General features: G+C 56.9%; 26 protein-coding genes. 7 read left to right on the top strand and 19 right to left on the bottom strand.

From position 1 onward, the window contains the following. Positions 1-9: 9 nt before the first annotated feature. Positions 10-867, bottom strand: coding sequence for a 16S rRNA (cytidine(1402)-2'-O)-methyltransferase (gene rsmI / locus FHJ80_RS10930; RefSeq protein WP_139527188.1), 858 nt, complete (start codon positions 865-867; stop codon positions 10-12). Positions 868-980: 113 nt separating this feature from the next. Here rsmI and FHJ80_RS10925 point away from each other — a divergent pair, with 113 nt between their 5' ends. The 4 genes from FHJ80_RS10925 to FHJ80_RS10910 are packed head-to-tail and all read left to right on the top strand — an operon-like array spanning position 981 to position 4,083. Beyond that, positions 981-2,489, top strand: a complete 1,509-nt coding sequence (locus FHJ80_RS10925; protein WP_139527187.1) for a penicillin-binding protein activator — start codon at positions 981-983, stop codon at positions 2,487-2,489. After that, positions 2,479-2,850 (top strand): YraN family protein, encoded by a 372-nt coding sequence (locus tag FHJ80_RS10920; RefSeq protein WP_139527186.1) that lies wholly within the window; start codon positions 2,479-2,481, stop codon positions 2,848-2,850. The genes FHJ80_RS10925 and FHJ80_RS10920 overlap by 11 nt, the downstream gene beginning before the upstream one ends. Before the next feature lie 22 nt (positions 2,851-2,872). Continuing rightward, a complete protein-coding gene (locus FHJ80_RS10915) occupies positions 2,873-3,466 on the top strand; it encodes a phosphoheptose isomerase (RefSeq protein WP_139527185.1) in 594 nt (197 codons plus the stop codon). 44 nt (positions 3,467-3,510) lie between these two features. Further along, on the top strand, positions 3,511-4,083 hold the full coding sequence (locus FHJ80_RS10910; protein ID WP_139527184.1) for a BON domain-containing protein: 573 nt from the start codon (positions 3,511-3,513) through the stop codon (positions 4,081-4,083). Between the two features lie 65 nt (positions 4,084-4,148). On the opposite strand, the gene FHJ80_RS10905 is transcribed toward FHJ80_RS10910, so the two are convergent. The 8 genes from FHJ80_RS10905 to zapE form a co-directional block, all read right to left on the bottom strand. Beyond that, positions 4,149-4,649 (bottom strand): ClpXP protease specificity-enhancing factor, encoded by a 501-nt coding sequence (locus FHJ80_RS10905; RefSeq protein WP_139527183.1) that lies wholly within the window; start codon positions 4,647-4,649, stop codon positions 4,149-4,151. Between the two features lie 54 nt (positions 4,650-4,703). After that, a complete protein-coding gene (sspA, locus tag FHJ80_RS10900) occupies positions 4,704-5,330 on the bottom strand; it encodes a stringent starvation protein SspA (RefSeq protein WP_139527182.1) in 627 nt (208 codons plus the stop codon). A 150-nt stretch (positions 5,331-5,480) separates the two neighbouring features. Further along, positions 5,481-6,248, bottom strand: a complete 768-nt coding sequence (locus FHJ80_RS10895) for a cytochrome c1 (RefSeq protein WP_139527181.1) — start codon at positions 6,246-6,248, stop codon at positions 5,481-5,483. Next, positions 6,248-7,507, bottom strand: coding sequence for a cytochrome bc complex cytochrome b subunit (locus FHJ80_RS10890; RefSeq protein WP_139527180.1), 1,260 nt, complete (start codon positions 7,505-7,507; stop codon positions 6,248-6,250). The genes FHJ80_RS10895 and FHJ80_RS10890 overlap by 1 nt, the downstream gene beginning before the upstream one ends. Continuing rightward, on the bottom strand, positions 7,507-8,106 hold the full coding sequence (gene petA / locus FHJ80_RS10885) for a ubiquinol-cytochrome c reductase iron-sulfur subunit (protein ID WP_044629967.1): 600 nt from the start codon (positions 8,104-8,106) through the stop codon (positions 7,507-7,509). Before petA ends, FHJ80_RS10890 begins: the two co-directional genes overlap by 1 nt. A 208-nt stretch (positions 8,107-8,314) precedes the next feature. Then, positions 8,315-8,704, bottom strand: a complete 390-nt coding sequence (rpsI, locus tag FHJ80_RS10880; protein WP_139527179.1) for a 30S ribosomal protein S9 — start codon at positions 8,702-8,704, stop codon at positions 8,315-8,317. 13 nt (positions 8,705-8,717) lie between these two features. After that, the gene (rplM, locus tag FHJ80_RS10875; RefSeq protein WP_139527178.1) at positions 8,718-9,146 is read right to left on the bottom strand and encodes a 50S ribosomal protein L13; all 429 of its coding nucleotides are present in this window, start codon (positions 9,144-9,146) and stop codon (positions 8,718-8,720) included. Positions 9,147-9,318: 172 nt separating this feature from the next. Beyond that, complete coding sequence (gene zapE / locus FHJ80_RS10870; protein ID WP_139527177.1) at positions 9,319-10,500, bottom strand: cell division protein ZapE; 1,182 nt, start codon at positions 10,498-10,500, stop codon at positions 9,319-9,321. A 216-nt stretch (positions 10,501-10,716) separates the two neighbouring features. On the opposite strand from zapE, the gene FHJ80_RS10865 reads away from it, so the two are divergent. Continuing rightward, complete coding sequence (locus tag FHJ80_RS10865) at positions 10,717-11,154, top strand: ZapG family protein (protein WP_139527176.1); 438 nt, start codon at positions 10,717-10,719, stop codon at positions 11,152-11,154. A gap of 97 nt (positions 11,155-11,251) precedes the next feature. Here the strand turns inward: FHJ80_RS10865 and FHJ80_RS10860 are convergent, their stop codons facing one another. Further along, positions 11,252-12,013: a Nif3-like dinuclear metal center hexameric protein gene (locus FHJ80_RS10860; RefSeq protein WP_139527175.1), complete on the bottom strand. Its 762-nt coding sequence runs from the start codon at positions 12,011-12,013 to the stop codon at positions 11,252-11,254. Between the two features lie 139 nt (positions 12,014-12,152). On the opposite strand from FHJ80_RS10860, the gene FHJ80_RS10855 reads away from it, so the two are divergent. Then, positions 12,153-13,418: a Do family serine endopeptidase gene (locus FHJ80_RS10855; RefSeq protein WP_139527174.1), complete on the top strand. Its 1,266-nt coding sequence runs from the start codon at positions 12,153-12,155 to the stop codon at positions 13,416-13,418. Between the two features lie 24 nt (positions 13,419-13,442). On the opposite strand, the gene hisD is transcribed toward FHJ80_RS10855, so the two are convergent. The 9 genes from hisD to FHJ80_RS10810 all read right to left on the bottom strand — a co-directional run bounded on the left by hisD (position 13,443) and on the right by FHJ80_RS10810 (position 20,256). Further along, positions 13,443-14,762, bottom strand: a complete 1,320-nt coding sequence (gene hisD / locus FHJ80_RS10850; protein WP_139527173.1) for a histidinol dehydrogenase — start codon at positions 14,760-14,762, stop codon at positions 13,443-13,445. Positions 14,763-14,775: 13 nt separating this feature from the next. Beyond that, complete coding sequence (gene hisG, locus FHJ80_RS10845) at positions 14,776-15,429, bottom strand: ATP phosphoribosyltransferase (RefSeq protein ID WP_139527172.1); 654 nt, start codon at positions 15,427-15,429, stop codon at positions 14,776-14,778. Between the two features lie 28 nt (positions 15,430-15,457). Then, entirely contained in the window at positions 15,458-16,720 is a 1,263-nt protein-coding gene (gene murA, locus FHJ80_RS10840) for a UDP-N-acetylglucosamine 1-carboxyvinyltransferase (protein WP_139527171.1), read from the bottom strand. Positions 16,721-16,730: 10 nt separating this feature from the next. Continuing rightward, positions 16,731-16,982 carry a BolA family protein gene (locus tag FHJ80_RS10835; protein WP_139527170.1) on the bottom strand — a complete coding sequence of 84 codons (252 nt, stop codon included), beginning with the start codon at positions 16,980-16,982 and terminating at the stop codon, positions 16,731-16,733. 130 nt (positions 16,983-17,112) lie between these two features. Beyond that, positions 17,113-17,451 (bottom strand): lipid asymmetry maintenance protein MlaB, encoded by a 339-nt coding sequence (locus FHJ80_RS10830; RefSeq protein WP_139527169.1) that lies wholly within the window; start codon positions 17,449-17,451, stop codon positions 17,113-17,115. Beyond that, entirely contained in the window at positions 17,448-18,107 is a 660-nt protein-coding gene (locus FHJ80_RS10825) for a phospholipid-binding protein MlaC (protein ID WP_139527168.1), read from the bottom strand. The genes FHJ80_RS10830 and FHJ80_RS10825 overlap by 4 nt, the downstream gene beginning before the upstream one ends. 43 nt (positions 18,108-18,150) lie before the next feature. After that, positions 18,151-18,618: an outer membrane lipid asymmetry maintenance protein MlaD gene (gene mlaD, locus FHJ80_RS10820; RefSeq protein WP_139527167.1), complete on the bottom strand. Its 468-nt coding sequence runs from the start codon at positions 18,616-18,618 to the stop codon at positions 18,151-18,153. 15 nt (positions 18,619-18,633) lie between these two features. Next, entirely contained in the window at positions 18,634-19,434 is an 801-nt protein-coding gene (mlaE, locus tag FHJ80_RS10815) for a lipid asymmetry maintenance ABC transporter permease subunit MlaE (RefSeq protein ID WP_139527166.1), read from the bottom strand. Continuing rightward, the gene (locus tag FHJ80_RS10810) at positions 19,435-20,256 is read right to left on the bottom strand and encodes an ATP-binding cassette domain-containing protein (RefSeq protein WP_139527165.1); all 822 of its coding nucleotides are present in this window, start codon (positions 20,254-20,256) and stop codon (positions 19,435-19,437) included. It lies immediately after the preceding gene. A gap of 270 nt (positions 20,257-20,526) precedes the next feature. Here FHJ80_RS10810 and FHJ80_RS10805 point away from each other — a divergent pair, with 270 nt between their 5' ends. Next, a complete protein-coding gene (locus FHJ80_RS10805; protein WP_139527164.1) occupies positions 20,527-21,513 on the top strand; it encodes a KpsF/GutQ family sugar-phosphate isomerase in 987 nt (328 codons plus the stop codon). Positions 21,514-21,531 lie beyond the last annotated feature (18 nt).

Here is a 21,531-nt window from a genome sequence, read left to right as displayed (position 1 = left end):
GCGTTCGCCTCAATGCTGACCTTTCATTGCCTGCAACCGGGCATACCACTCCTGCTTGCGCCCGCCTAGCATTCGTGCCGCAACCGACGCCCCCTGCTTGACGCCAATACCTTCGGCCAGCAAAGCAGCGAGCAGTTCGTCGGCCGACATCGTCTGCTCATCGCTTGGCTCCATCTTGGGTGCACCCGAAATCATGATCACGAATTCGCCACGACTCTGGTTAGGATCATCCGCGAGCCGATCGCGCAGCGATGCCGGAGAGCCCTGCAGAAACGTCTCGTACGTTTTGGTCAGCTCACGGGCCAACACCACGGATCGATCGGGCATCTGGTCGCACAACGCTTCCAGCGTGTGAACAATGCGGTGGGGCGATTCATAGAACACAAGCGTTTCCTCACGACACTGCCACTGCTCGAGCGTTTGGCGGCGAGCGCTTGGCTTGGCAGGTAAAAAACCGCCAAACGTAAAACGATCAGTAGGCAGGCCCGCAGCGGATAGCGCCGTAATCAGCGCACAGGGACCGGGCAATGGCACGACGCTTCGGCCTCTAGCGCGTAGCTCACGCACCAACACGAATCCTGGGTCGCAAATCAGCGGCGTGCCCGCATCACTAATCAACGCAATGTTTTCGCCCGCCAACAAATAGCCATCCAGGGTATCTACTCGCTGGGCTTCGTTATGTTCGTGCAACGACATCATCGGCGTATTCACACCAAGATGGCCGAGCAGGCGCGCACTATGCCGAGTATCCTCAGCCGCAATACGTGATACGTCGGCCAAGACGCGAGCGGCGCGCGGGGTCAAATCGTCCAAATTCCCAATTGGCGTGGCAACCACGTACAATGTGCCCGGATGTTGGTGTGTCATCATGACTCCCGATTTGTTGATGGCTTGCCCTGACGGTGCGCTATGCTTGTGAAAAAGCCACGCTAACCAGCTGATAGACCGCGACAGCGCAAATGGAAACTAAGGAAGGATACATGAAACAGTCACTTCGTGGCCTATTGGCCACTGCCTTCATGGCACTTCTCATCACCGGGTGCGCCATGCAGCCCCCCAGCGTGGTTGATCGAGTGCCTGATCAGGATGCAGGACGCTTGCTCAGTCAGGCCGAGCAGCAAGCGCCGGAGCAAGCTGCCCGCACCCGCTTGGAAGCGGCCAACATTCTGGCCCGCCAAGGCCAGCGTGAAAACGCCTTCGATGCCGCCAATAGCATCGACGAGGCGCAGCTCAACGATACCGACCGTGTTCGCTGGGCCATGCTGTTCTCGGAACTTGCCCGCGGCCTGAACGATCCGCGTGCCGTCCTTCGCGCCACACAGGTATTGGATGACGAGCTGCCCATGCAGGCGAACCAGCAGCAGACGCTGGCCGAGCGTCGTCAGTGGGCACAACAGGCTCTAGACCAGCAGCCGGGCTCTGTTCAAGTCGCGCTTCCTGAACTGGACGGCACCGAGGTTCGACGTATCATTGTTGCACTGCCAGAGTCCGGCCCACTGAGCAGCGTTGCCAACACTATAGCCAGCGCCATGCGCCGCCATCACGAGATTAGCGCTGACGGCGTTCAGCTAAGCTTCATCGACGCTGCGCAATTCTCCCTCGACGAGCTCTATAGCCGGGCGCAACAGATCAACGCGCAACTCATGATCGGGCCGCTCGATAAAGACCAAGTCACTCAGCTCGAACAGCGTGACAGCGTGCCACTACCTACGTTGGCACTTAACTACGGTAGCAGCGCAAACAACCAAGCCCAGCGTCTGCTGCAATATGGCTTGTCGGCGGAAGACGAGGCGCGCCAAGCGGCACGCCGCGCCTACCAGGATGGACAACGCCAAATGTCGCTCATGGTGCCCGATAACGACTGGGGCCGCCGAGTCGGTGAAGCCTTCTGGAACGAGTATCAGCGCTTAGGTGGCGAAGTCACGAATGCCGTGCGCTATAACCCCAGCAGCCCGGTATCGAATGCGGTGCAAACGGCACTCAATGTCAGCGGAGAACGCGCTCGCCTTGGCAACATTGATGCCCTTTTCCTACTGGCGCTCCCGGACTATGCACGCCAAGTGCCGCCCACGCTGGATTACTACTACGCGCCGGACCTGCCCATCTACGCTACGTCACATCTCCATGAAGGCCGCTTACAAACGCGCCTGGACCAAGATCTCAATGACGTCATGTTCATGGATATCCCGTGGCAAATTCCAGATGCCGCGGTAGGCGGTGAAGAAGTACTGCCGTTCTACCCCACTTACCAAGCGCTACGCGATGAGGCGGACGCCTCCATGTTCCGCTTGATGGCCATGGGCGTGGACGCCTACGAACTGGCTAAACGCATGTCGGATCTGTCTGACCTGAACGGTTTGAACGGCAGCACCGGCACGCTATCGCTCTCCAATGATGGGCGCATTCACCGCGAACTCCCCTGGGCCAAGTTCCAGAACGGTACGCCTTCCCCCATTTTGATCCCCGGTTTACGGGATAATGAGCAGTAGCCCACAGACCGCTCGTTCACGCGGCGCAGCCATTGAGCAAATAGCGGCTCAATGGCTGCAGCAGCGTGGCCTCAAGCTCGTGACCAGCAATCACCATGTAAAGGGCGGCGAATTGGACTTGGTGATGTACGACCGCGACACGCTGGTCTTTGTCGAAGTAAAACATCGCGCCACGACACGTCATGGGCATCCACTCGAAATGGTCAACGCGCAAAAGCGCCGCCGGTTGATTCGTGCGGCAACGCTCTATCTTGCACGACATGATCTCGCATGCCCCTGTCGCTTTGATATCCTAGCCATCACAGGCAGACCGCCCGCTCTCGAGTTCCAATGGGAGCAAGCGGCTTTCGACGCGTATTAATACTCTTAACTAGGAAGCCCTGATGGACTTTCAATCTCGTATACTCAGCCATTTCAATGCCAGCATCGATACCAAAACCTACGCCAGCGAAGTCTTGCCTCCGTTCATCGAGGTCGCCAGTCAAATGATGGTGCAGTGCTTGGTCAACGAAGGGAAAATTCTCGCTTGTGGCAACGGTGGTAGCGCTGGCGATAGCCAGCACTTTTCGTCTGAGTTACTGAATCGTTTCGAGCGCGAGCGCCCCAGCCTACCTGCCTTGGCTCTAACGACCGATACATCGACACTCACCTCCATTGCCAACGACTACAGCTACAACGAAGTCTTTTCCAAACAGATCCGCGCACTGGGCCAGCCTGGCGACGTCTTGCTGGCAATCTCCACCAGCGGCAACTCGGCTAACGTCGTTCAAGCCATCCAGGCTGCTCACGACCGTGACATGACCGTGGTGGCGCTCACCGGACGTGACGGTGGCAACATGGCCTCGCTGCTAGGCCAAGATGACTGCGAAATTCGCGTACCCGCCACCTCCACCGCGCGCATTCAAGAGGTGCATTTGCTCGTCATTCACTGTCTTTGTGATTTAATTGACGAACAACTGTTTGGCGGCGCTGACTAATCACGCGCGTTTTGCGAATCCCTACTGATCAAGGAGTCATTCTCATGGCCCTGCGCTTCTCCTCCAAAACCTTACTGGCTGCAACGCTTTGTGGTGCGATCGCACTCAGTGGTTGCGCCAACAATAGCGCCTCCAACCCGTCCAACTACGGCCAACGCAGCAATGACGTAGAAGCCGTCGATGCCACCATCGAGCGAGAAGTAGAGCGCGCCCTAGCCCGCGCAGATGCCCGCCTTGGCGATGCCCGCATCCGCGCTCACAGCTACAATGGTGCCCTACTACTCGTCGGACAAGTACCCAGCGAAGAACTAAAAAACATGGCCGGTAGCGTGGCCTCCAACCTGCGTGGCGTGCAAAAAGTCCACAACGAACTGACCGTGGCGGCCAATCTACCCGCGACTCAGCGACTGACGGACACTTGGCTCACCACCAATGTCATCAGCCAGCTCGCCACCAATGACCGCATTGACTCTTCAAAGCTGAAGGTCACCACGGAAAATGCCAGCGTCTATTTGATGGGCATGGTGACGCGTGAAGAGGCTGACCGCATCGTCAATGCTGCCTCATCGGTAGGGGGCGTTCAGCGCATCGTGAAGGTGTTCGATTACCTCGACTAGTCCCCATAAACGGAAAAACCTCGCCAGATGCCTGGCGAGGTTTTTATGTATGACGCCCCAAGAAGTTACTTAACGACACGCAACGTGGGCTTCTTCTTGGGCTTTGCAGCGCTAGTGTCAGCCTCGGAAGAGTCGCTGGACGGCGTGTCCGGCGTGGACTCCGTTAGGGTCAGCTCAGGTTTCGAAGCCTCCGAACCCGCGCTTTCCGACTCGTCAGACGAATCATCATGCTCATCGAAGCCTTCTGCATCTAGCTCAGGCTCATGACCAAACACCATACCCGCACCATTCTCACGGGCATAAATAGCAATCAGCGCAGGCGTTGGGATCATCACCTGCATGGGCTGACCGCCGAAACGCGCATTGAAACCAATCGCCTGATTTTCCATGAACAGGTCGCGAACAGCCATCGGCGCCACGTTGAGTACGATTTGTCCGTTTTGTACGAACTGCCTCGGCACCTCGACACCAGGCTGAGTAGCGTCCACCACGAGGTACGGTGTCAGCTCATTATCCAACAGCCACTCGTAAAGAGCTCGGGCGAGATAGGGACGACTCGACTTCATAAGGCTCCCTCCTCCTAACGTGAATGGCCTCTAACAGGAAGAGGCCGAATGAATTCAAGCGCGCATCTCTTTTTCACGCTCGTTCAGAGATGCTTTAAACGCTTCACGCTCGAATACCCGAGACATGTAACCCAGCAGCGGTTTGACCTGTTTTTCGGGCAGTTCGATGTTCAGCTCCGGTAAACGCCATAAAATCGGCGCCAAACAGCAATCCACCAGCGTGAATTCTTCGCTCATGAAGTAAGGCATGTCTTCGAAGATCGGTGAAATACCGATCAGACTCTCGCGCAGCTCTTTACGCGCTTTCTCGGCCTCTTTTTTACCGCCAGTGCGAATCTGCTCGAGCATCGGACACCACTCCCGCTCGATGCGATGCATCCATAGTCGGCTTTGTGCACGCGCTACCGGATAGACCGGCAGCAGCGGCGGATGAGGAAAGCGCTCATCCAAGTACTCCATCATGACCTTGGACTCGTAAAGCACCAGATCACGGTCCAGCAGCGTCGGGACGCTGTTGTACGGGTTGAGGTCTGCTAACTCTTCAGGCGGCTGCTCTTCGGTGACATCAACGATGTCGACCGCCACTCCTTTTTCAGCCAAAACAATGCGCACTCGATGACTGAAATGATCATCACTACCTGAGTAAAAGATCATTGACGACCGCTTGGCCACAACACCCATGAAAGCATCCTCGCATCAAAACAATTTTCGATAATAACATGCCAGCACCCTCTTATGGGAAGGTAGCCAGCGATACAAAGCGATACTACAGACAAGCAAAAGGCGCACGGCTCTCGCCGTGCGCCCGAACGACCTATCAGACTTTATCGATCAGTGGACGTCTCGCCAGTACTCACGCTTGAGCAGGTAAGCAATCACACCAAAAATAAAGATGAAGATGAGCACTTTAGGTGCCAGGGCTTGCGCCTGCAGCTTGGAGGGCTCACCCACGTAGGCCAGGAAGTTGGTCAAGTCATATACCGCTTCCTCGAACTCAGCTGGCTCCATCGCCCCTGGTTGAGTCACTTGCAGCACATCACAAGACTGATACTTACCTGATAGCGGGTCGGGAGACTGCCCCGCCACCGGCTGATCGGTTTCGGCACACACCAATTCCTGAACGCCTTGGAGAGGCTCCAACACGTTAGGCATCGCCACCAAATCAAAGACCGTATTGTTGACACCGGTTGGGCGGCTAGGGTCTTTGTAAAACCCTAACAGATAGGAGTAGATCCAGTCGGTGCCACGTAAACGCGCCTCCAGCGTCAAGTCAGGCGGCGGAGCGCCAAACCAAGACTCTGCATCCCCACGGTCCATGGCAATGTGCATTTGGTCATTGAATGCCAGGTCCGAGGAGAAGATCAGGTTCTCTTCCACTAGATCTTGCGGAATACCCAAATCATCCGCAGCACGTGCAAAGCGTTGATGCTCTAGTGAGTGACAGCCCATGCAGTAGTTGACGTAGAGCTTCATACCGTTTTGCAACGACGCCTGGTCGTGCAGGTCAGGCTCCATGCTGTGGGGCACGCTTGCGCCACCAGCCGCCATCGCGGTGACTGGCACGATTGCGAAGAGCAGTGCTAATAGTTGCTTTTTCATTAGCCAGTCACCCTTTCCGGAACGGGTTTGGTCTTCTCCAGCTTGGTGTAGAACGGCATCAGCAGGAAGAAGGCGAAGTAAATGGCTGTACACACTTGCGCCAAGATGGTGCGACCTGTCGTTGACGGCAACACACCTAGAACGCCCAAAATCACAAAGCTAATGCAGAACAGCAGTAGCATGACTTTGGACATCCAGCCTTTGTAGCGCATCGAGCGCACCGGGCTACGGTCGAGCCACGGCAGCACGAACAACACCGCGATGGCCGCACCCATGCAGACGACACCCAAGAACTTAGCGTCAAGACCAAACAGCGAGAAGGTAATCGCACGCAGAATGGCGTAGAACGGCGTGAAGTACCAGACCGGTGCAATGTGGTCAGGCGTTTTCAGCGGGTTAGCCGGCTCGAAGTTAGGCCGCTCGATGAAGTAGCCCCCCCCTTCCGGGAAGTAGAACACCACGACACTGAAGACAAACAAGAACACCGCAATACCCACCAAGTCCTTCACGGTGTAGTACGGGTGGAAAGCGATGCCGTCGAGCGGCTTGCCGGTCTCGTCTTTCTTCTGCTTGATGTCGATACCATCAGGGTTGTTAGAACCCACTTCATGCAGAGCAATGATGTGAAGCACGACCAATGCCAAAATCACGATGGGCAACGCAACGACGTGAAGCGCAAAGAAACGGTTCAACGTGATGCCTGAAATCAGGAAGTCACCGCGCACCCACTGCGCTAGATCAGGGCCAATACCCGGGATGGCCGAGAACAGCGAGATAATGACCTGCGCCCCCCAGTAAGACATTTGACCCCATGGGAGCAGATAGCCCATAAAGGCTTCGGCCATCAGCAGAAGATAGATGGCCATACCAAAAATCCACACCAGCTCACGTGGCGCTTTGTAGGAACCATAAAGCAAGCCGCGGAACATATGCAGATAGATGACCACGAAGAAGGCGGATGCCCCCGTCGTATGCATGTAGCGAATCAACCAGCCCCATTCGACATCACGCATGATGTACTCGACGGAGGCAAACGCGCCTTCGGCAGAGGGATTGAAACTCATGGTCAACCAAACGCCAGTCAGGATTTGGTTGACCAGCACCAGCAGCGCCAAAACGCCAAATATATAGAAGAAGTTGAAGTTCTTCGGCGCGTAGTACTTCGTCAGATGGTCTTGCATCATTTGCGTGGCGGGGAATCGGTCGTCCACCCAGCGCATGATGCCACTCTCGGCCTTCGCCTTATTTGGATTAGCCATTAGGCACTCTCCTCATCTTCGCCGACCACGATGATGTCATCGCTTTCAAAGCGGTAGGGCGGCACTTCAAGGTTCGTCGGCGCAGGAACGTTGCTAAAGACGCGACCGGCCAAGTCAAAACGAGAGCCGTGGCATGGGCAGAAGAAACCACCCGGCCAGTTATCGACGCCCACCCCTTCCGCATCCGGCTCGGGCCGATACAAGGGAGAACAGCCCAAATGGGTACAGATGCCGATCAAGACACCAATCTCAGGCTTGATCGAGCGCAGACCACCCTGGATATAGGCAGGCTGCTGTGGCACTTCGGACTCTGGATCCGCCAAGCTGTCAGCCCCTAGCGCTTCGGTCCGTTCGATCATCTCAGGCGTACGATTAATGATCCAAATCGGGCGACCACGCCACTCGACGGTCATACGCTGACCTGGCTCAAGCTTGGAAATATCCGCTTGAACCGGCGCGCCTGCCGCTCTTGCCTTGGCACTAGGCTGCCAAGATGCCACAAAGGGGACCGCAACCCCGACAGCGCCCACCGCCCCCACAACGGAGGTGGCGCCCACGAGGAAACGGCGCCGACCTTTGTTTACGCCGTTATCTGCCATTTCTGGTTTCTCCCATCAGCTTACCCGTTCCGTCGCAAAGGCGTCTTGCGACGACGAATATCAAATACAGTCTATGTTAAAAAAACAAAACGCTCTGCACAAGAACAACCGCCCCGGACCATGGTGGTAGGAGCGTTATAATTTTTTGATATTCCAATAAAAAACGCCCAGGTCTTTGACCTGGGCGTTTTTGCCGCATAGCGTAGAATTAACGCTTGGAGAACTGCGGACGACGACGTGCTTTACGCAGACCGACTTTCTTACGCTCGACCTGACGAGCATCACGGGTGACATAACCCGCTGCGCGAAGCGTAGGACGCAAGTCCTCGTTGTAATCCATCAGGGCACGTGTAATGCCGTGACGAATAGCGCCGGCTTGTGAAGAGCCGCCACCGCCTTCAACGGTGACGTACACATCGAACTGGTTCAGCGTCTCGGTCAGCTCGAGCGGCTGACGCACAACCATACGACCCGTCACACGACCAAAGTACTGGTCGAGTTCGCGGTTGTTGACGGTAATTTTGCCGGAACCCGGCTTCAGAAACACGCGAGCGGTGGAAGTCTTGCGGCGCCCGGTACCGTAATACTGCTGTGTCATGGCGAAGATTTCCTCAGATGTTCAGTTCAAGCGGCTGCTGGGCAGCGTGCGGATGCTCGGCACCGGCGTACACTTTCAACTTGGAGTACATGGCGCGACCCAGCGGACCTTTCGGCAGCATGCCTTTGACGGCAGACTCGATGATACGCTCGGGAGCGTGATCGATCATTTTGTCGAATGTCATGGAGCGCAGACCGCCCGGGTAACCTGTGTGGCGGTAGTAAGTCTTGGCTTTTGCCTTGTTACCCGTCACTTGGACTTTCTCTGCGTTAACGACAACGATGTAATCGCCGGTATCAACGTGCGGGGTAAACTCGGGCTTATGCTTGCCACGCAGGCGGCGAGCAATCTCGGTTGCCAGACGACCGAGCGTTTTGTCCGTAGCGTCGACAATGTACCAGTCGCGCTGGACGGACTGCGGCTTAGCACTGAACGTCTTCATGGATGAAATCACCAGATTAAGTGTGTTGGGTAACTCACACCGCCAAGCGGTGAAGCACCATCCCTATTTTTTTTGGTTGCCGACTAATGCCAGCAACGTGCAGCGAGGCGGCATTCTACAGTAACCATCTGCTCAAGTTAAGTGTCCCATGACTTTTTTTACATCCCCCACGCTAGGGCTTGTGCGCCAGCGCCAAGTATTCGCGCGACTGCATTTCCTGCAGCCGAGATAGCGTGCGCTGGAATTCGAAGGTCAGCTTCCCGTCACTATAGAGGGATTCCACCGGCACCTCTGCCGACATCAACAGCTTTACGCCACGATCATAAAACTCGTCCACCATATTGATGAAGCGTCGTGCTTGATCGTCTGTCTTGCCGTCCATACGCGGCACGTTGGCCACCAAAACGGTATGGAACTCGCGGGCTAGTTCGATATAGTCATTTTGGCTACGCGGCCCGTCACACAGCTCAGCAAACTCAAACCACACGACATCCTCATGCAAGCGACGCGTTTTAAGCACCCGGTGATTGACCTCCAATGGCGCGTTCTCCTCACCTGACTGACCAGCAATCTCTCGAAAGCTGCGCGCCAGCTCTCTTTCGGCAGCAGCGTCGAGAGGCGCATGAAAAATTTCAGCACGCTCCAGCGCCCGCAGACGATAATCGATACCCGAGTCGACATTGACCACCTCACAATGACGATTCAGCAATTCAATGGCAGGCACGAATCTCGCACGCTGCAATCCATCTTTATACAGCTCGTCGGGAACGATATTCGAGGTCGCCACCAACACCACGCCACGCTCGAAAAGCGCTTCAAGCAAGTTGGCGAGAATCATGGCGTCGGTGATGTCCTTGACGAAGAACTCATCAAAACAAATGACACGCGCTTCGGCGGCAAACTTACCCGCAATAAGCGTGAGTGGGTTTTTCTCGCCTTTATAATGGGTCAGCTCATTGTGAACTCGCTGCATGAAGCGATGAAAGTGCGTGCGCATCTTTTCAGGAAACGGCAGCGCTTCATAAAAGGTATCGACCAAGTAGGTCTTACCACGCCCCACGCCTCCCCAGAAGTAGAGCCCTTTTACTTGGGGCAACGGCGGTTTGGCAGGCGCATGCTTCTTACCCAGCAAACCTGCCATTTTGGCTTTGATTCCTTTGCTGGCCACCACAGCCTTGGGCACCGTCGTTGGCGTCGCCAACAGCTCATCATAGAGGCGCTGTAGATGCTTGACCGCCTGCTCTTGGGCCGGGTCATACTGAAAATCGCTGCGCTTGAGGTCGGCTTGATAGCGCTCAAGCGGCGTGGGGCGACGAGTGTGGCCGGAGGCCTGACGCTCAGATACTGATGGCATGAAGGTGCTCCCGCAACGCATGGCCCTTACCTTTTTGCAGGCACCGCTAGGGGCGCCTAACAAAACGGACTCGACAAAAATGGGAGTGATTATACGTCGCTTGAAGGCTAAGCGCATGAGCGGATTGACCCAACCGACTGAGACGCGCCTATAATGGGGCGGTTTTTAAAGTTACGCCCTGTACACAGCGGCGCGCATTACTTAGGGAGAAGGACTGTGGAAGCAAGCTCGCCATTTACTTTTGCACTTATCGGCTTGGCCGTAGGGTTCGTCATCGGCTTGGTATGCTATCGGCTCTTTAGCAAAGGTGCGCGAGACGTCGCTTCACTCAAGCAGACACTGCTTGAACGTGAACACCAGATCGCCGACTTGAAGAAAAACATGAGCAGCCACCTCACGGGCATACAGCAGCGCCTTGAGAACATTCGCCATGAGGCTGATCACCTCGAACAGCACATCGAAGACGAGGCCAAACAGTGGAAATTACCCAGTGTCAAAACGCCTTCTGAGCCCATTGCGATGCCAGACAGCGACTCAAGCGTTGCCATGCCAAGAGATTACGCCGCTGGCAAAAACGGTACGCTATCGGAAGATTTCGGCTTGAAAGAGAGCAAAGCAACCGACGTCGACTCTCCTCAGCCGCCACGCTACTAACCTATTCATGAGCGCACTTTTGCATGACTCAGACGCGACCAGGACAACGTGTCAGTATCACCCTGGTCTGCGCCTGTGCGACAGCTGAAGCCTTTCGCTAGGCGGGGTTATCAATGTCGACGAAGCGATGCTCAACATCGAACTCACTGGCCAGCCACTCGCCGAGCGCTTGCACACCGTAGCGCTCGGTCGCGTGATGGCCTGCTGCCAAGTAATGAATTCCCATTTCACGCGCCAAATGGGTCGTCCGTTCAGAGATCTCTCCTGAAACGAACACCTGCGCACCGGCCTCATAGGCTTCCGTAATCATGTCTTGCGCTCCACCGGTACACCATGCGACTCGCTCGATTGGCTTCTGATACGGCGCCTCGACCAGCAGCGGCTCGCGGGCGAGAACACCCGCTACTTGGCGGGCCAACTCGCCAATCGATTGTGGAACCACCAACCGGCCCGACCAGAGCAGCCCCTCTCCCAACTCACCGTCTAGGCATCCCTCGACTTTCCAGCCCATTCGCTTGGCCAACTGCGCGTTATTGCCCATCTCTGCATGAGCATCAAGCGGCAAATGGTAAGCCAGCAAGTTGATATCGTTGGCCAGCAACGTTTTGATCCGACGCTGCTTCATACCGGTGATAGCAACAGGCTCGTTCTTCCAGAAATAGCCATGATGAACGAGCACCATATCGGCCTGCCATGCGACGGCCTCGTCGAGCAGCGCTTGGCAGGCCGTTACCCCCGACATGACGCGACGCACTTGCTCTCGTCCCTCGATTTGCAGGCCATTGACCGTGAAATCTTTGAATTGAGCAGAGCGCAACTGGTGGTCACAGGCAGCGACCAGTTGATCACGATGATTCACGTTCCCTCCTTTTCACAATTAAGACAGCCCCGTGAGGCGCAGCGTCATTCGGTGTTACCATAGCGCCATTGTAAAACTCGCTTTACGTTATCGCGAACCTCGCGACCGTTTAGACTGCCACACGCTGAGGAACTTTCGCATGCACCGTTCAGTGCTGCCTTATCTCTGGCCCGTACTTACGGGGCTTCTGTTAGCGGCCGTTATCCTGCTCGCCTTTCCTGAGCAGCTACCCAACCCGTTCCGCCACACGCCCCCCGTATCGGAGGCTCCGCCTGCTAACGCCGAGACTCCGCCCGCATTGGTGCCCACCACTAGCAGTGAATCAAGCGCGAATCGCCCGGCACCGGATATCAGGCAAGCGGCTCCGCTGACCCGACATCAAGGCCCAGCCAGTTACTCCAATGCCGTCAACCAAGCCGCTCCCGCCGTGGTGAACATCTACTCCTCACGCATCGTCGAGCGCGATCAACATCCGCTGATGTCTGATCCGTTCTTCAACCAGTTTTTTAGCGGCGACGACGCCACCACCCACCAGCGTATGCTGTCGAGCCTCGGATCGGGCGTCATCGTTAGCAATGATGGCTATGTACTGACCAACCATCACGTCATCAACGGCGCCGACCAAATCCAGGTCGCGCTTCGCGACGGTCGCGAAACCCTGGCAGAGGTCATCGGCACCGATCCAGAGAGCGATTTGGCCGTGCTGCGGATCGGTCTAGAAGACTTGCCGGTCATCGAGCTTGCTGACTCGGAGGAGGTCGCCGTCGGCGATGTGGCGCTGGCCATTGGCAACCCCTTTGGCGTGGGGCAGACCGTCACCATGGGCATCATCAGCGCCACTGGACGAAGCCATTTGGGCCTGAACGCTTACGAAGACTTCATTCAGACCGATGCAGCCATTAACCCCGGTAATTCGGGCGGGGCACTGGTCAATCCAGAGGGCGCTCTGGTGGGTATCAATACCGCCATTTTCTCTCGCTCCGGGGGCTCTCAGGGAATTGGTTTTGCGATTCCCGCCAACCTCGCACACAGCATATTGGATGAGTTGGTGACGCGCGGAAGAGTCATTCGGGGATGGCTGGGCATCGAGGCCCAAGCGCTTTCGCGCGAGCTGGCCGCGTCGTTTGGGTTGCGTACGCCCCAGGGCGTCATCGTCGCAGGCGTGGTGAGTGGCGGACCTGCCGCCCAGGCAGGCTTACAGCCAGGCGACGTACTGCTCTCCATCGATGGACAGGTCATTCTGGATGCTAGGGCGACCATGAGCGATATCGCGTCGATCCCACCAGGGACGTCGCTGCCGCTGACGATCGTACGCGGCGGCGAACGCATGGAAATGACCGTTGAGGTAGGCGAGCGTCCCGTGCCGACCAATGCCACATCGGCCGACCGGCAGAGCGGCTCCTAGCGCCGCCCTGCCCGACCGAACTGCTCATCGATTGCGAATGCGATACTCCGCTGAACGGGCATGAGCCGTAAGGTATTCGCCACGCGCCAGTACGGAGGCCACCTTACCCAGCTCGGATGCCCCTTCAGGTGAGCAATGGATGATCGAGGAGCGCTTCTGAAAGTCGTACACGCCTAGCGGGGAGGAGAACCGCGCAGTTCCCGACGTCGGCAGAACGTGGTTCGGGCCTGCACAGTAGTCGCCCAACGCTTCTGACGTGTGTCGCCCCATGAAGATCGCCCCTGCATGGCGAATATCATCCAGCCATGCGCCGGGCTCGGCCACTGACAGCTCGAGATGCTCTGGCGCAATACGATTGATCATCTCGACGGCTTCTGCCTGATCGCGACACAGAATCAATGCACCGCGGCGATTCAGCGACGCGCGTGCAATTGGCTCCCGCTCTAGCGTCGGCAGCAATCGTTCGATGGAACTCGCCACAGCATCCAAATGCTCGGCGTCCCAGCTCACGAGAATGGCTTGCGCATCTTCATCATGCTCTGCCTGAGAAAAGAGATCCATGGCGATCCAATCCGGGTCGGTTTTCCCGTCCGACACCACCATGATTTCCGAAGGCCCCGCAATCATATCGATACCGACCTGCCCAAATACGGCCCGTTTAGCCGTGGCGACGTAGATGTTACCCGGCCCCACGATCTTATCGACACGTGGAACGCTTTGTGTCCCGTAAGCCAGCGCGGCGACGGCTTGAGCGCCGCCAATGGTGAACACGTAGTCCACGCCCGCCAGATGCGCTGCCGCTAATACTAGATCATTCAACACGCCATCGGGCGTAGGTACCACCATGACGATTTCACGCACGCCCGCCACGTGGGCAGGGATGGCATTCATCAATACGGAGGACGGATAGGCAGCCTTCCCACCCGGCACATAAATACCGGCCCGATCGAGCGGCGTGACTTTCTGGCCGAGCACCGTCCCGTCAGCCTCTTCGTATTGCCAGGAGGTCGGTTTTTGCCGCTCGTGGTAGCGCTTGATGCGCTCGGCGGCAATCGCTAGCGCATCCCGTTGCTCGGCAGGCAATCCGTCATACGCTTTTTTTAACTGGTCAGGCGTGAGGCATAGCTGCTCCATGGCGTCGACGGACAAACGGTCAAAACGATTCGTTGCCTCGATGACCGCCTGATCGCCACGCTGTTTGACGTCTGCCAAGATTTCCTCAACACGAGCCTGCACCGCTTTATCAGACACGCCCTCCCAATCCAACAGCGCATCTAGGCGCTGATGAAAAGCCGCATCACGGGTCGATAGGCGGGCAATGGTGGCTGTGGTTGTATCGCTCATGATGAACCTCTTGTCATTCAATAGGCTGCGCCTGACGCGATTTTACGGCGCTTTCCAGACGCGCTAGCAGCGGCTTGATACGGTCGTGCTTCATGGTCATAGCGGCTTTGTTGACCACCAAACGCGTGCTGATGTGGGCAATGAGCTCGCGCGGCTCCATACCATTGGCGCGCAGCGTGTTACCGGTATCGACGATATCGACGATCTCATCGGCCAAATTCATCAGCGGTGCGAGCTCCATGGCACCATAAAGCTTGATGACTTCTGCTTGGATACCCTGCTCTGCGTAGTAGCGACGTGCCACGTTGACGAATTTGGTCGCTACTCGGCGTCGCGCTTTGGCGGGCGGCTGCCCCGTCACGCCTGCCGTCATCAGCTTGCACCGCGCAATATCCAGGTCGAGCGGCTCGTAAAGACCTTCCGCGCCGTGCTCCAGCAGCACGTCTTTACCGGCGATACCTACATCCGCCGCGCCTAGCTGCACGTAGGTTGGCACGTCAGTGGCACGAATAATCACCAGTTTGACGTCCGGCAAGTTGGTATCGAACAAAAGCTTGCGGCTTTTACTCAGATCCTCGGCAGGTGTAATGCCCGCATCTGCCAGTAGCGGAAGGGTTTCTTCCAAGATACGCCCTTTCGAAAGGGCCAAAATCAGTTGCTTACTCATGGTCAAAGGCCAGTGTTGTCCGCGTGGCTTAGCCGGGGATACGGCGAATCTTCGCCCCCAGCAGCTGTAATTTTTCCTCGATACACTCATAGCCGCGATCGATGTGATAGATCCGATCGACCAAGGTTTCCCCTTCGGCCATCATGGCAGCAATGACGAGAGACGCTGACGCACGAAGATCCGTCGCCATGACGGGAGCGCCCGAGAGTTTATCAACGCCATTGATCAACGCGGCGTTACCCTCCAGGACGATGTTGGCGCCCATGCGGTTCAGCTCTTGAACATGCATGAAGCGATTCTCGAAGATGGTCTCCACGACCCTTGAATGCCCCTCGGCAACGGCATTCATGGCAACGAACTGGGCCTGCATGTCAGTAGGAAATGCGGGATACGGCGCCGTACGAATATTGACGGCCTTCGGGCGTTTACCGTGCATATCCAATGATATCCAATCGTCGCCACTCTCGATCGTCGCGCCCGCCTCTTCCAATTTGGCAAGCACGGCTTCCAGGATATCGGCTCGCGTACGCTTCACTTTGACTCGCCCACCCGTCATGGCGGCGGCCACTAAAAACGTGCCAGTCTCGATACGATCGGGCATGACATCGTGCTCGCAGCCATGCAGCGACGCAACACCGTCGATGACGATGGTGTCGGTGCCGTGACCTCGAATCTGCGCGCCCATTTTGATCAGGCACTCGGCGAGATCGACGACCTCGGGCTCTCGGGCGGCGTTCTCGAGAACGGTCCGCCCGTCTGCCAGGGTCGCTGCCATCAGCAGGTTTTCCGTGCCGGTCACGGTCACGGTGTCGAAAAAGATCGTAGCGCCTTTTAAACGCCCATCAACACGGGCACGGATATAGCCTGCTTCGACATGGATCTCCGCCCCCATGGCCTCCAGGCCACGCAGGTGCAGATCCACCGGGCGCGAACCAATGGCGCAACCACCAGGCAGCGACACGTCCGCCTTACCGAAGTGCGCCAGCAGCGGCCCTAACACCAAAATGGAGGCGCGCATTTTTTTCACTAGCTCGTAGGGCGCATGGCACTGGGACACTTGGGAGCCATCAAGCTGAATGCTCAACTTCTCACCCATGACCGGCTCAACGCCCATCCGCCCAAGCAGCTCTAGCGTGGTCGTAATATCTTGAAGATGCGGCAAATTACCGATGACTACCGGCCCATCTGCCAAAAGGCTCGCACATAAAATGGGCAGCGCCGCGTTTTTGGCACCGCTTGCCCACACTTCTCCATCGACCGAGCCATTACCCGTAATAATGAGTTTATCCATGGGGCGACCGTTACTGAGCGTTTTCCGACGCAGTTTGCCACTGCGTCGGTGTAAACGTTTTGATGCTGATCGCGTGTAGGGCACCCGATGCGATTTCGTCGCTGAGCGCGGCGTAAACGAGCTGCTGGCGCTTAACGGGAGAAAGACCTTCAAAGGCTTCACCAACCGCAATCACCTGAAAATTGCAGCCTTCACCCTGGATGTGAAACTCACACCCATCGATGCGGGATTCAAGCAGTGCTTTTACCTCGTTGGGTTGCATGAGACAGGAAACTCCTTTGGGGTCGTTGAAATAGTGAGTAATGGGCGAACATGATAAAGAAAAGCGGCTCGCTTGGCGATGCCGAGCCGTGCCCACTATGAAGAGAGCAGCCCGGGGGCTGCTCTAGAGATCACGCGATGTCTGCAAAAACGTCTTGTGAAACCAAGGTATCGAGTTCTGCCAAAGACGCCAAACGCTGCAGCGGCGGCGACAGCACGATGGATCGCACCTTGACCTGGAGCGCCTGGCAGGCACGTAGCCACTCAAACAGCACGCTCAGCGCTGCGCTGCTCGCTTTATTGATTTTCGCAAAATCCAGACAGACCTCAGAATGATCGGACTGACGCAGCCACTGAACGCCGCGAGCGGCCACGTCGGCGGCGACACTCATGGTCAAGTCGCCTGCGACCATCAGCGAATCGCCCTGTGCTGACAGCGTCACCTCTGAGCGAGAGAGGAGCGATGTCACGCATCGCCTCCCTGCTCCAGCTCATCGACACCGATTTCAGGCGCCCAACCACGTATGACTGCATCGTAATCGCGGTTATTGTCACGCATGGCTTGATCGAACTGATTACGGAAAGTCAGCCCCAGGTTGATGCCGTTGACGATGACGTTCACTACACGCCACTCACCATCCGACAGACGAAGGCTATAGCTCACTGGGTAGACCTGACCATTGTTTGCCACGACTTCCATATCCACGCTGGCCTGGTCTTCGTAGCGCTGGCCGCGCTGCTGGTTCAGCACACGTAGCTCGTTGTAATCAAACGTCACCAACCCACGCGTGTAAGTATCGATCAGCGTTTGGCGGAACACGTCGGCAAACCGGCTCCGCTGCTCGGGCGTTGCATTGCGGAAATAGCTACCCATGACGCTAGCGCCGATGTAACGAAAATCCGCCACGTCATCGAGGCTCTCGTCGACCAATGCTTTTAGCTCATCGAGGTTATCGGCATAGTACGCTTTCTTACCATCGAGTTGGCTCATAAAGGATTCGACATTGTCACGAACCACTTCTTCGGGGGACTGCGTTTGCGCTTGCGCCATTAGCGGCGCCAGCATCAGCACAGCAGCCAACGCGAAGCGCTGAATAAAAGCAGAATAAAGGTTGAACATCTTCATGACCTCTTGCAGGAAAAAACCGATGGCAATGAGTGACTGACCATCATCCGTTGCTGACCATATTGGATACGAATTGCTGAATAAGTTCTTCCAACACTAGAGCGGACTGTGTGTCGCGAATCACGTCGCCCTCTTCCAACACCTCTGGCGCTCCGCCAACACTCAACCCAATGTACTGTTCACCCAGTAAGCCAGCCGTCAAGATGGCAGCCGTGGTGTCTTGAGACAGCTGCCCTTCGAGCGCACTATCCAGCGTCATCGTTACACGGGCGTCGTACCACTGGGTATCGAGTTCGATGGCCTCTACTCGGCCTACGGTCACACCCGCCATAGTGACCCGAGCACGCGGCTTCAACCCGCCGATGTTGGCAAAATTGGCCTCAAGGCGGAACGTATCGGAGGGAGCCGACAGCGTTAAGCCGCTGACCCGCAAGCCGAGAAATACCAGCCCGACGATGCCAGCCAACATAAATAGGCCAACACCGAACTCCATGGTTTTGCTGCGTTTCATGACATTACTCCACCCTTAAAGACCGCCGAACATCACGGCAGTTAAAACGAAATCCAATCCAAGCACGGCCAGCGAGGAATATACCACCGTGCGGGTGGTGGCTCGGGAGATCCCTTCGGAAGTCGGCACGAGGTCATAGCCTTGAAACACGGCGATCCAGGTTACGACGAGGGCAAACACCACGCTTTTGATCATACCGTTACCAACATCGTCGAGAAACGACACGCTGGCCTGCATGTTGCTCCAGTACGAGCCCTCGAACACGCCCAGCCACTCGACACCGACCAAGTAGCCGCCCCAAATGCCCACGACACTGAAGCCCACGGTCAACATCGGTAACGCCACGAAACCCGCCCACAGCCTAGGCGCCACCACACGCCGCAGCGGGTCGACGCCAATCATCTCCATACTAGTGAGCTGCTCGGTGGCTTTCATCAGTCCGATTTCGGCGGTCAAAGCAGACCCGGCTCGCCCCGCAAACAGCAGCGCAGCCACCACAGGGGCAAGCTCACGCAGCAGTGAGAGCGCCACCATTTGGCCCAGCGCCTGTTCGGCACCAAAATCCACCAAAATGGTATATCCCTGTAGCGCCAGCACCATGCCAATGAACAGCCCCGACACGAGGACGATGGCCAGCGACAGCACTCCGACGAAGTGCATTTGGCGCATCCAAAGCGACCACCCTTCCCGTGACGGCACGCCTATCGCCGACTGCGCTAGAAACACCGTCGCGCGCCCCAGCGCCTCGACGACATCGCAGCTTTTTCGCCCCAGACGGGCCACGCGCGACGCATATTGTGTCAATTTGCCCTGCATCTACCCTGCCTTTGTGACTGAATCGTGACCGAAGATATCCCGGTGAAGTGGGTCTGCGGGATAGTGAAACGGCACGGGACCGTCTGGCTTGCCGTGCATGAATTGGTTGACGCGAGGATCCTGGTTCGTTTCCAGCGTGCTGGGGGTCCCGTGAGCAACGACTTGACCATCGGCGATCAAGTAGAGGTAATCCGCGATGCTCAGCGTCTCTTTGATGTCATGCGACACTACCACCGAGGTGAGTGACAGCGCCTGATTGAGCCGTTTGATCAGTTGCACCAGCACGCCCATGGAAATAGGGTCCTGGCCGACGAATGGCTCGTCGTAGAGTATTAGCTCAGGATCGAGTGCCACGGCACGCGCCAACGCCACCCGACGCGCCATCCCACCGGACAGCTCGGCGGGCGTTAGGTGCTTCGCGCCGCGCAGCCCTACCGCCTGAAGCTTCAATAGCACCAGATCGCGAATCATTGCGTCCGGCAGGTCCGTATGAACGCGCAGCGGAAACGCAACGTTTTCAAAAACGTTCAAATCCGAAAACAGGGCACCGCTCTGAAACAGCATGCCCATGCGTTTGCGCAGCGCGAATAGCGCTTTACGTGAGAGCCGATGCACGTCCTGCCCATCGATGAGGATACGTCCACGGTCGGGTGTGAGCTGGCCACCGATGAGCTTCAACAACGTCGTCTTACCGGTACCGCTTGGCCCCATGATGGCCGTCACTTGCCCGCGAGGTATGGTCATGCTGACACCGCGAAAAATCTCGCTCTCACCACGGGAAAAGTAGATGTCTTCGACCTGTATGAAGGGTACATCCGTCATATGATGTTTGACCTTCCTCGTTGATGCCAGAACGCGTCAGTATAAACCGACAAGCCACAGGGCAGTTTAAAAAACAGTGTTTTCGAAATAGTATCGAACATCATGATCCAACGCTACTCTCAACAGCAGCGACGCTAACAGTGAGCGCACCATCGTTCATGCAATGGAGCCCTCCATACCATCGACGACCTTGTCGTGATTTAGCTAAATAGCGCCGCAAGATGTTATTCTTACCAGCTACCCATTCACATCATGAAAACGAGACATGCCATGGGCCAGCCACTCTCTACACCCAGCCAACTGCGTGAAAGTGCGCTGCGCACGCTGCAAATCGAGCAAGCAGCCATCGGCGGCCTCCAAGCCAAGCTAGACGACCAATTCGACCATGCCTGCCAGCTCATTCTCGCCTGCCAAGGCCGCGTGGTGGTGACCGGCATGGGCAAGTCGGGTCATATTGCAGGCAAACTGGCTGCCACGCTGGCAAGCACCGGTACGCCCGCCTTTTTCGTACACCCAGGTGAAGCCAGCCACGGCGATCTCGGTATGATCACCCGTACCGACGTGGTGTTGGCGCTCTCTAACTCCGGCGAAACAGCTGAAGTCACGGCGCTACTCCCTCTGCTTAAAAGGCTTGGCACCCCGCTGGTGAGCATGACTGGACGTCCAGGCTCTACCCTGGCACGCCACGCCGATGCCCATTTGGACAGCGGCGTCGAGCGCGAAGCATGCCCGCTGGATCTTGCCCCTACAAGCTCGACCACCGCCGCGCTAGCACTGGGGGACGCCCTTGCCGTGGCCTTGCTTGAAGCACGTGGCTTTACAGCGGAGGATTTTGCGCTCTCTCATCCGGGCGGAAGCCTCGGCAAGCGGCTGCTACTGCGAGTCCGCGATCTCATGCACGACGGCACGCGGCTGCCTCAGGTTGCATTGGGTAGCCCGCTACGCGATGCGCTTTTAGAGATCACACGCCAAGGGCTTGGGTTCACCTGCGTCATCGATAGCGAAGGCCGTTTGGCAGGTGTATATACCGACGGTGACCTGAGACGCACATTGGACCAATTTCATGACTTGCGCGATGTGCGAGTCGACGACGTCATGACGCGCCCAGGCAAACGCATCGGTCCTGACGTGCTAGCAGCCGAAGCGGTACGTATTATGGAAGATAGCCGGATAACCGCGCTGGCCGTCGTCGACGAGCAACAGCGTCCCATCGGCGCGCTACATATGCATGACTTACTGGCCAGCGGTGTGATTTAACTGCGTGATAACGCTTTT

The sequence above is a fragment of the Halomonas sp. BL6 genome (assembly GCF_006228115.1).
Taxonomy (GTDB): domain Bacteria; phylum Pseudomonadota; class Gammaproteobacteria; order Pseudomonadales; family Halomonadaceae; genus Vreelandella; species Vreelandella piezotolerans.
The sequence above is the reverse complement of the archived record's forward strand: the minus strand, read 5'-3'. Positions and strand labels throughout refer to the sequence as shown.

What these genes read in the sequence shown, in the direction of transcription:
- rsmI (WP_139527188.1), bottom strand. Translation starts at nt 867, where the DNA reads ATGACACACCAACATCCGGGCACATTGTACGTGGTTGCCACGCCAATT.
- FHJ80_RS10925 (WP_139527187.1), top strand. Translation starts at nt 981, where the DNA reads ATGAAACAGTCACTTCGTGGCCTATTGGCCACTGCCTTCATGGCACTT.
- FHJ80_RS10920 (WP_139527186.1), top strand. Translation starts at nt 2,479, where the DNA reads ATGAGCAGTAGCCCACAGACCGCTCGTTCACGCGGCGCAGCCATTGAG.
- FHJ80_RS10915 (WP_139527185.1), top strand. Translation starts at nt 2,873, where the DNA reads ATGGACTTTCAATCTCGTATACTCAGCCATTTCAATGCCAGCATCGAT.
- FHJ80_RS10910 (WP_139527184.1), top strand. Translation starts at nt 3,511, where the DNA reads ATGGCCCTGCGCTTCTCCTCCAAAACCTTACTGGCTGCAACGCTTTGT.
- FHJ80_RS10905 (WP_139527183.1), bottom strand. Translation starts at nt 4,649, where the DNA reads ATGAAGTCGAGTCGTCCCTATCTCGCCCGAGCTCTTTACGAGTGGCTG.
- sspA (WP_139527182.1), bottom strand. Translation starts at nt 5,330, where the DNA reads ATGGGTGTTGTGGCCAAGCGGTCGTCAATGATCTTTTACTCAGGTAGT.
- FHJ80_RS10895 (WP_139527181.1), bottom strand. Translation starts at nt 6,248, where the DNA reads ATGAAAAAGCAACTATTAGCACTGCTCTTCGCAATCGTGCCAGTCACC.
- FHJ80_RS10890 (WP_139527180.1), bottom strand. Translation starts at nt 7,507, where the DNA reads ATGGCTAATCCAAATAAGGCGAAGGCCGAGAGTGGCATCATGCGCTGG.
- petA (WP_044629967.1), bottom strand. Translation starts at nt 8,106, where the DNA reads ATGGCAGATAACGGCGTAAACAAAGGTCGGCGCCGTTTCCTCGTGGGC.
- rpsI (WP_139527179.1), bottom strand. Translation starts at nt 8,704, where the DNA reads ATGACACAGCAGTATTACGGTACCGGGCGCCGCAAGACTTCCACCGCT.
- rplM (WP_139527178.1), bottom strand. Translation starts at nt 9,146, where the DNA reads ATGAAGACGTTCAGTGCTAAGCCGCAGTCCGTCCAGCGCGACTGGTAC.
- zapE (WP_139527177.1), bottom strand. Translation starts at nt 10,500, where the DNA reads ATGCCATCAGTATCTGAGCGTCAGGCCTCCGGCCACACTCGTCGCCCC.
- FHJ80_RS10855 (WP_139527174.1), top strand. Translation starts at nt 12,153, where the DNA reads ATGCACCGTTCAGTGCTGCCTTATCTCTGGCCCGTACTTACGGGGCTT.
- hisD (WP_139527173.1), bottom strand. Translation starts at nt 14,762, where the DNA reads ATGAGCGATACAACCACAGCCACCATTGCCCGCCTATCGACCCGTGAT.
- hisG (WP_139527172.1), bottom strand. Translation starts at nt 15,429, where the DNA reads ATGAGTAAGCAACTGATTTTGGCCCTTTCGAAAGGGCGTATCTTGGAA.
- murA (WP_139527171.1), bottom strand. Translation starts at nt 16,720, where the DNA reads ATGGATAAACTCATTATTACGGGTAATGGCTCGGTCGATGGAGAAGTG.
- FHJ80_RS10835 (WP_139527170.1), bottom strand. Translation starts at nt 16,982, where the DNA reads ATGCAACCCAACGAGGTAAAAGCACTGCTTGAATCCCGCATCGATGGG.
- FHJ80_RS10825 (WP_139527168.1), bottom strand. Translation starts at nt 18,107, where the DNA reads ATGAAGATGTTCAACCTTTATTCTGCTTTTATTCAGCGCTTCGCGTTG.
- mlaD (WP_139527167.1), bottom strand. Translation starts at nt 18,618, where the DNA reads ATGAAACGCAGCAAAACCATGGAGTTCGGTGTTGGCCTATTTATGTTG.
- mlaE (WP_139527166.1), bottom strand. Translation starts at nt 19,434, where the DNA reads ATGCAGGGCAAATTGACACAATATGCGTCGCGCGTGGCCCGTCTGGGG.
- FHJ80_RS10810 (WP_139527165.1), bottom strand. Translation starts at nt 20,256, where the DNA reads ATGACGGATGTACCCTTCATACAGGTCGAAGACATCTACTTTTCCCGT.
- FHJ80_RS10805 (WP_139527164.1), top strand. Translation starts at nt 20,527, where the DNA reads ATGGGCCAGCCACTCTCTACACCCAGCCAACTGCGTGAAAGTGCGCTG.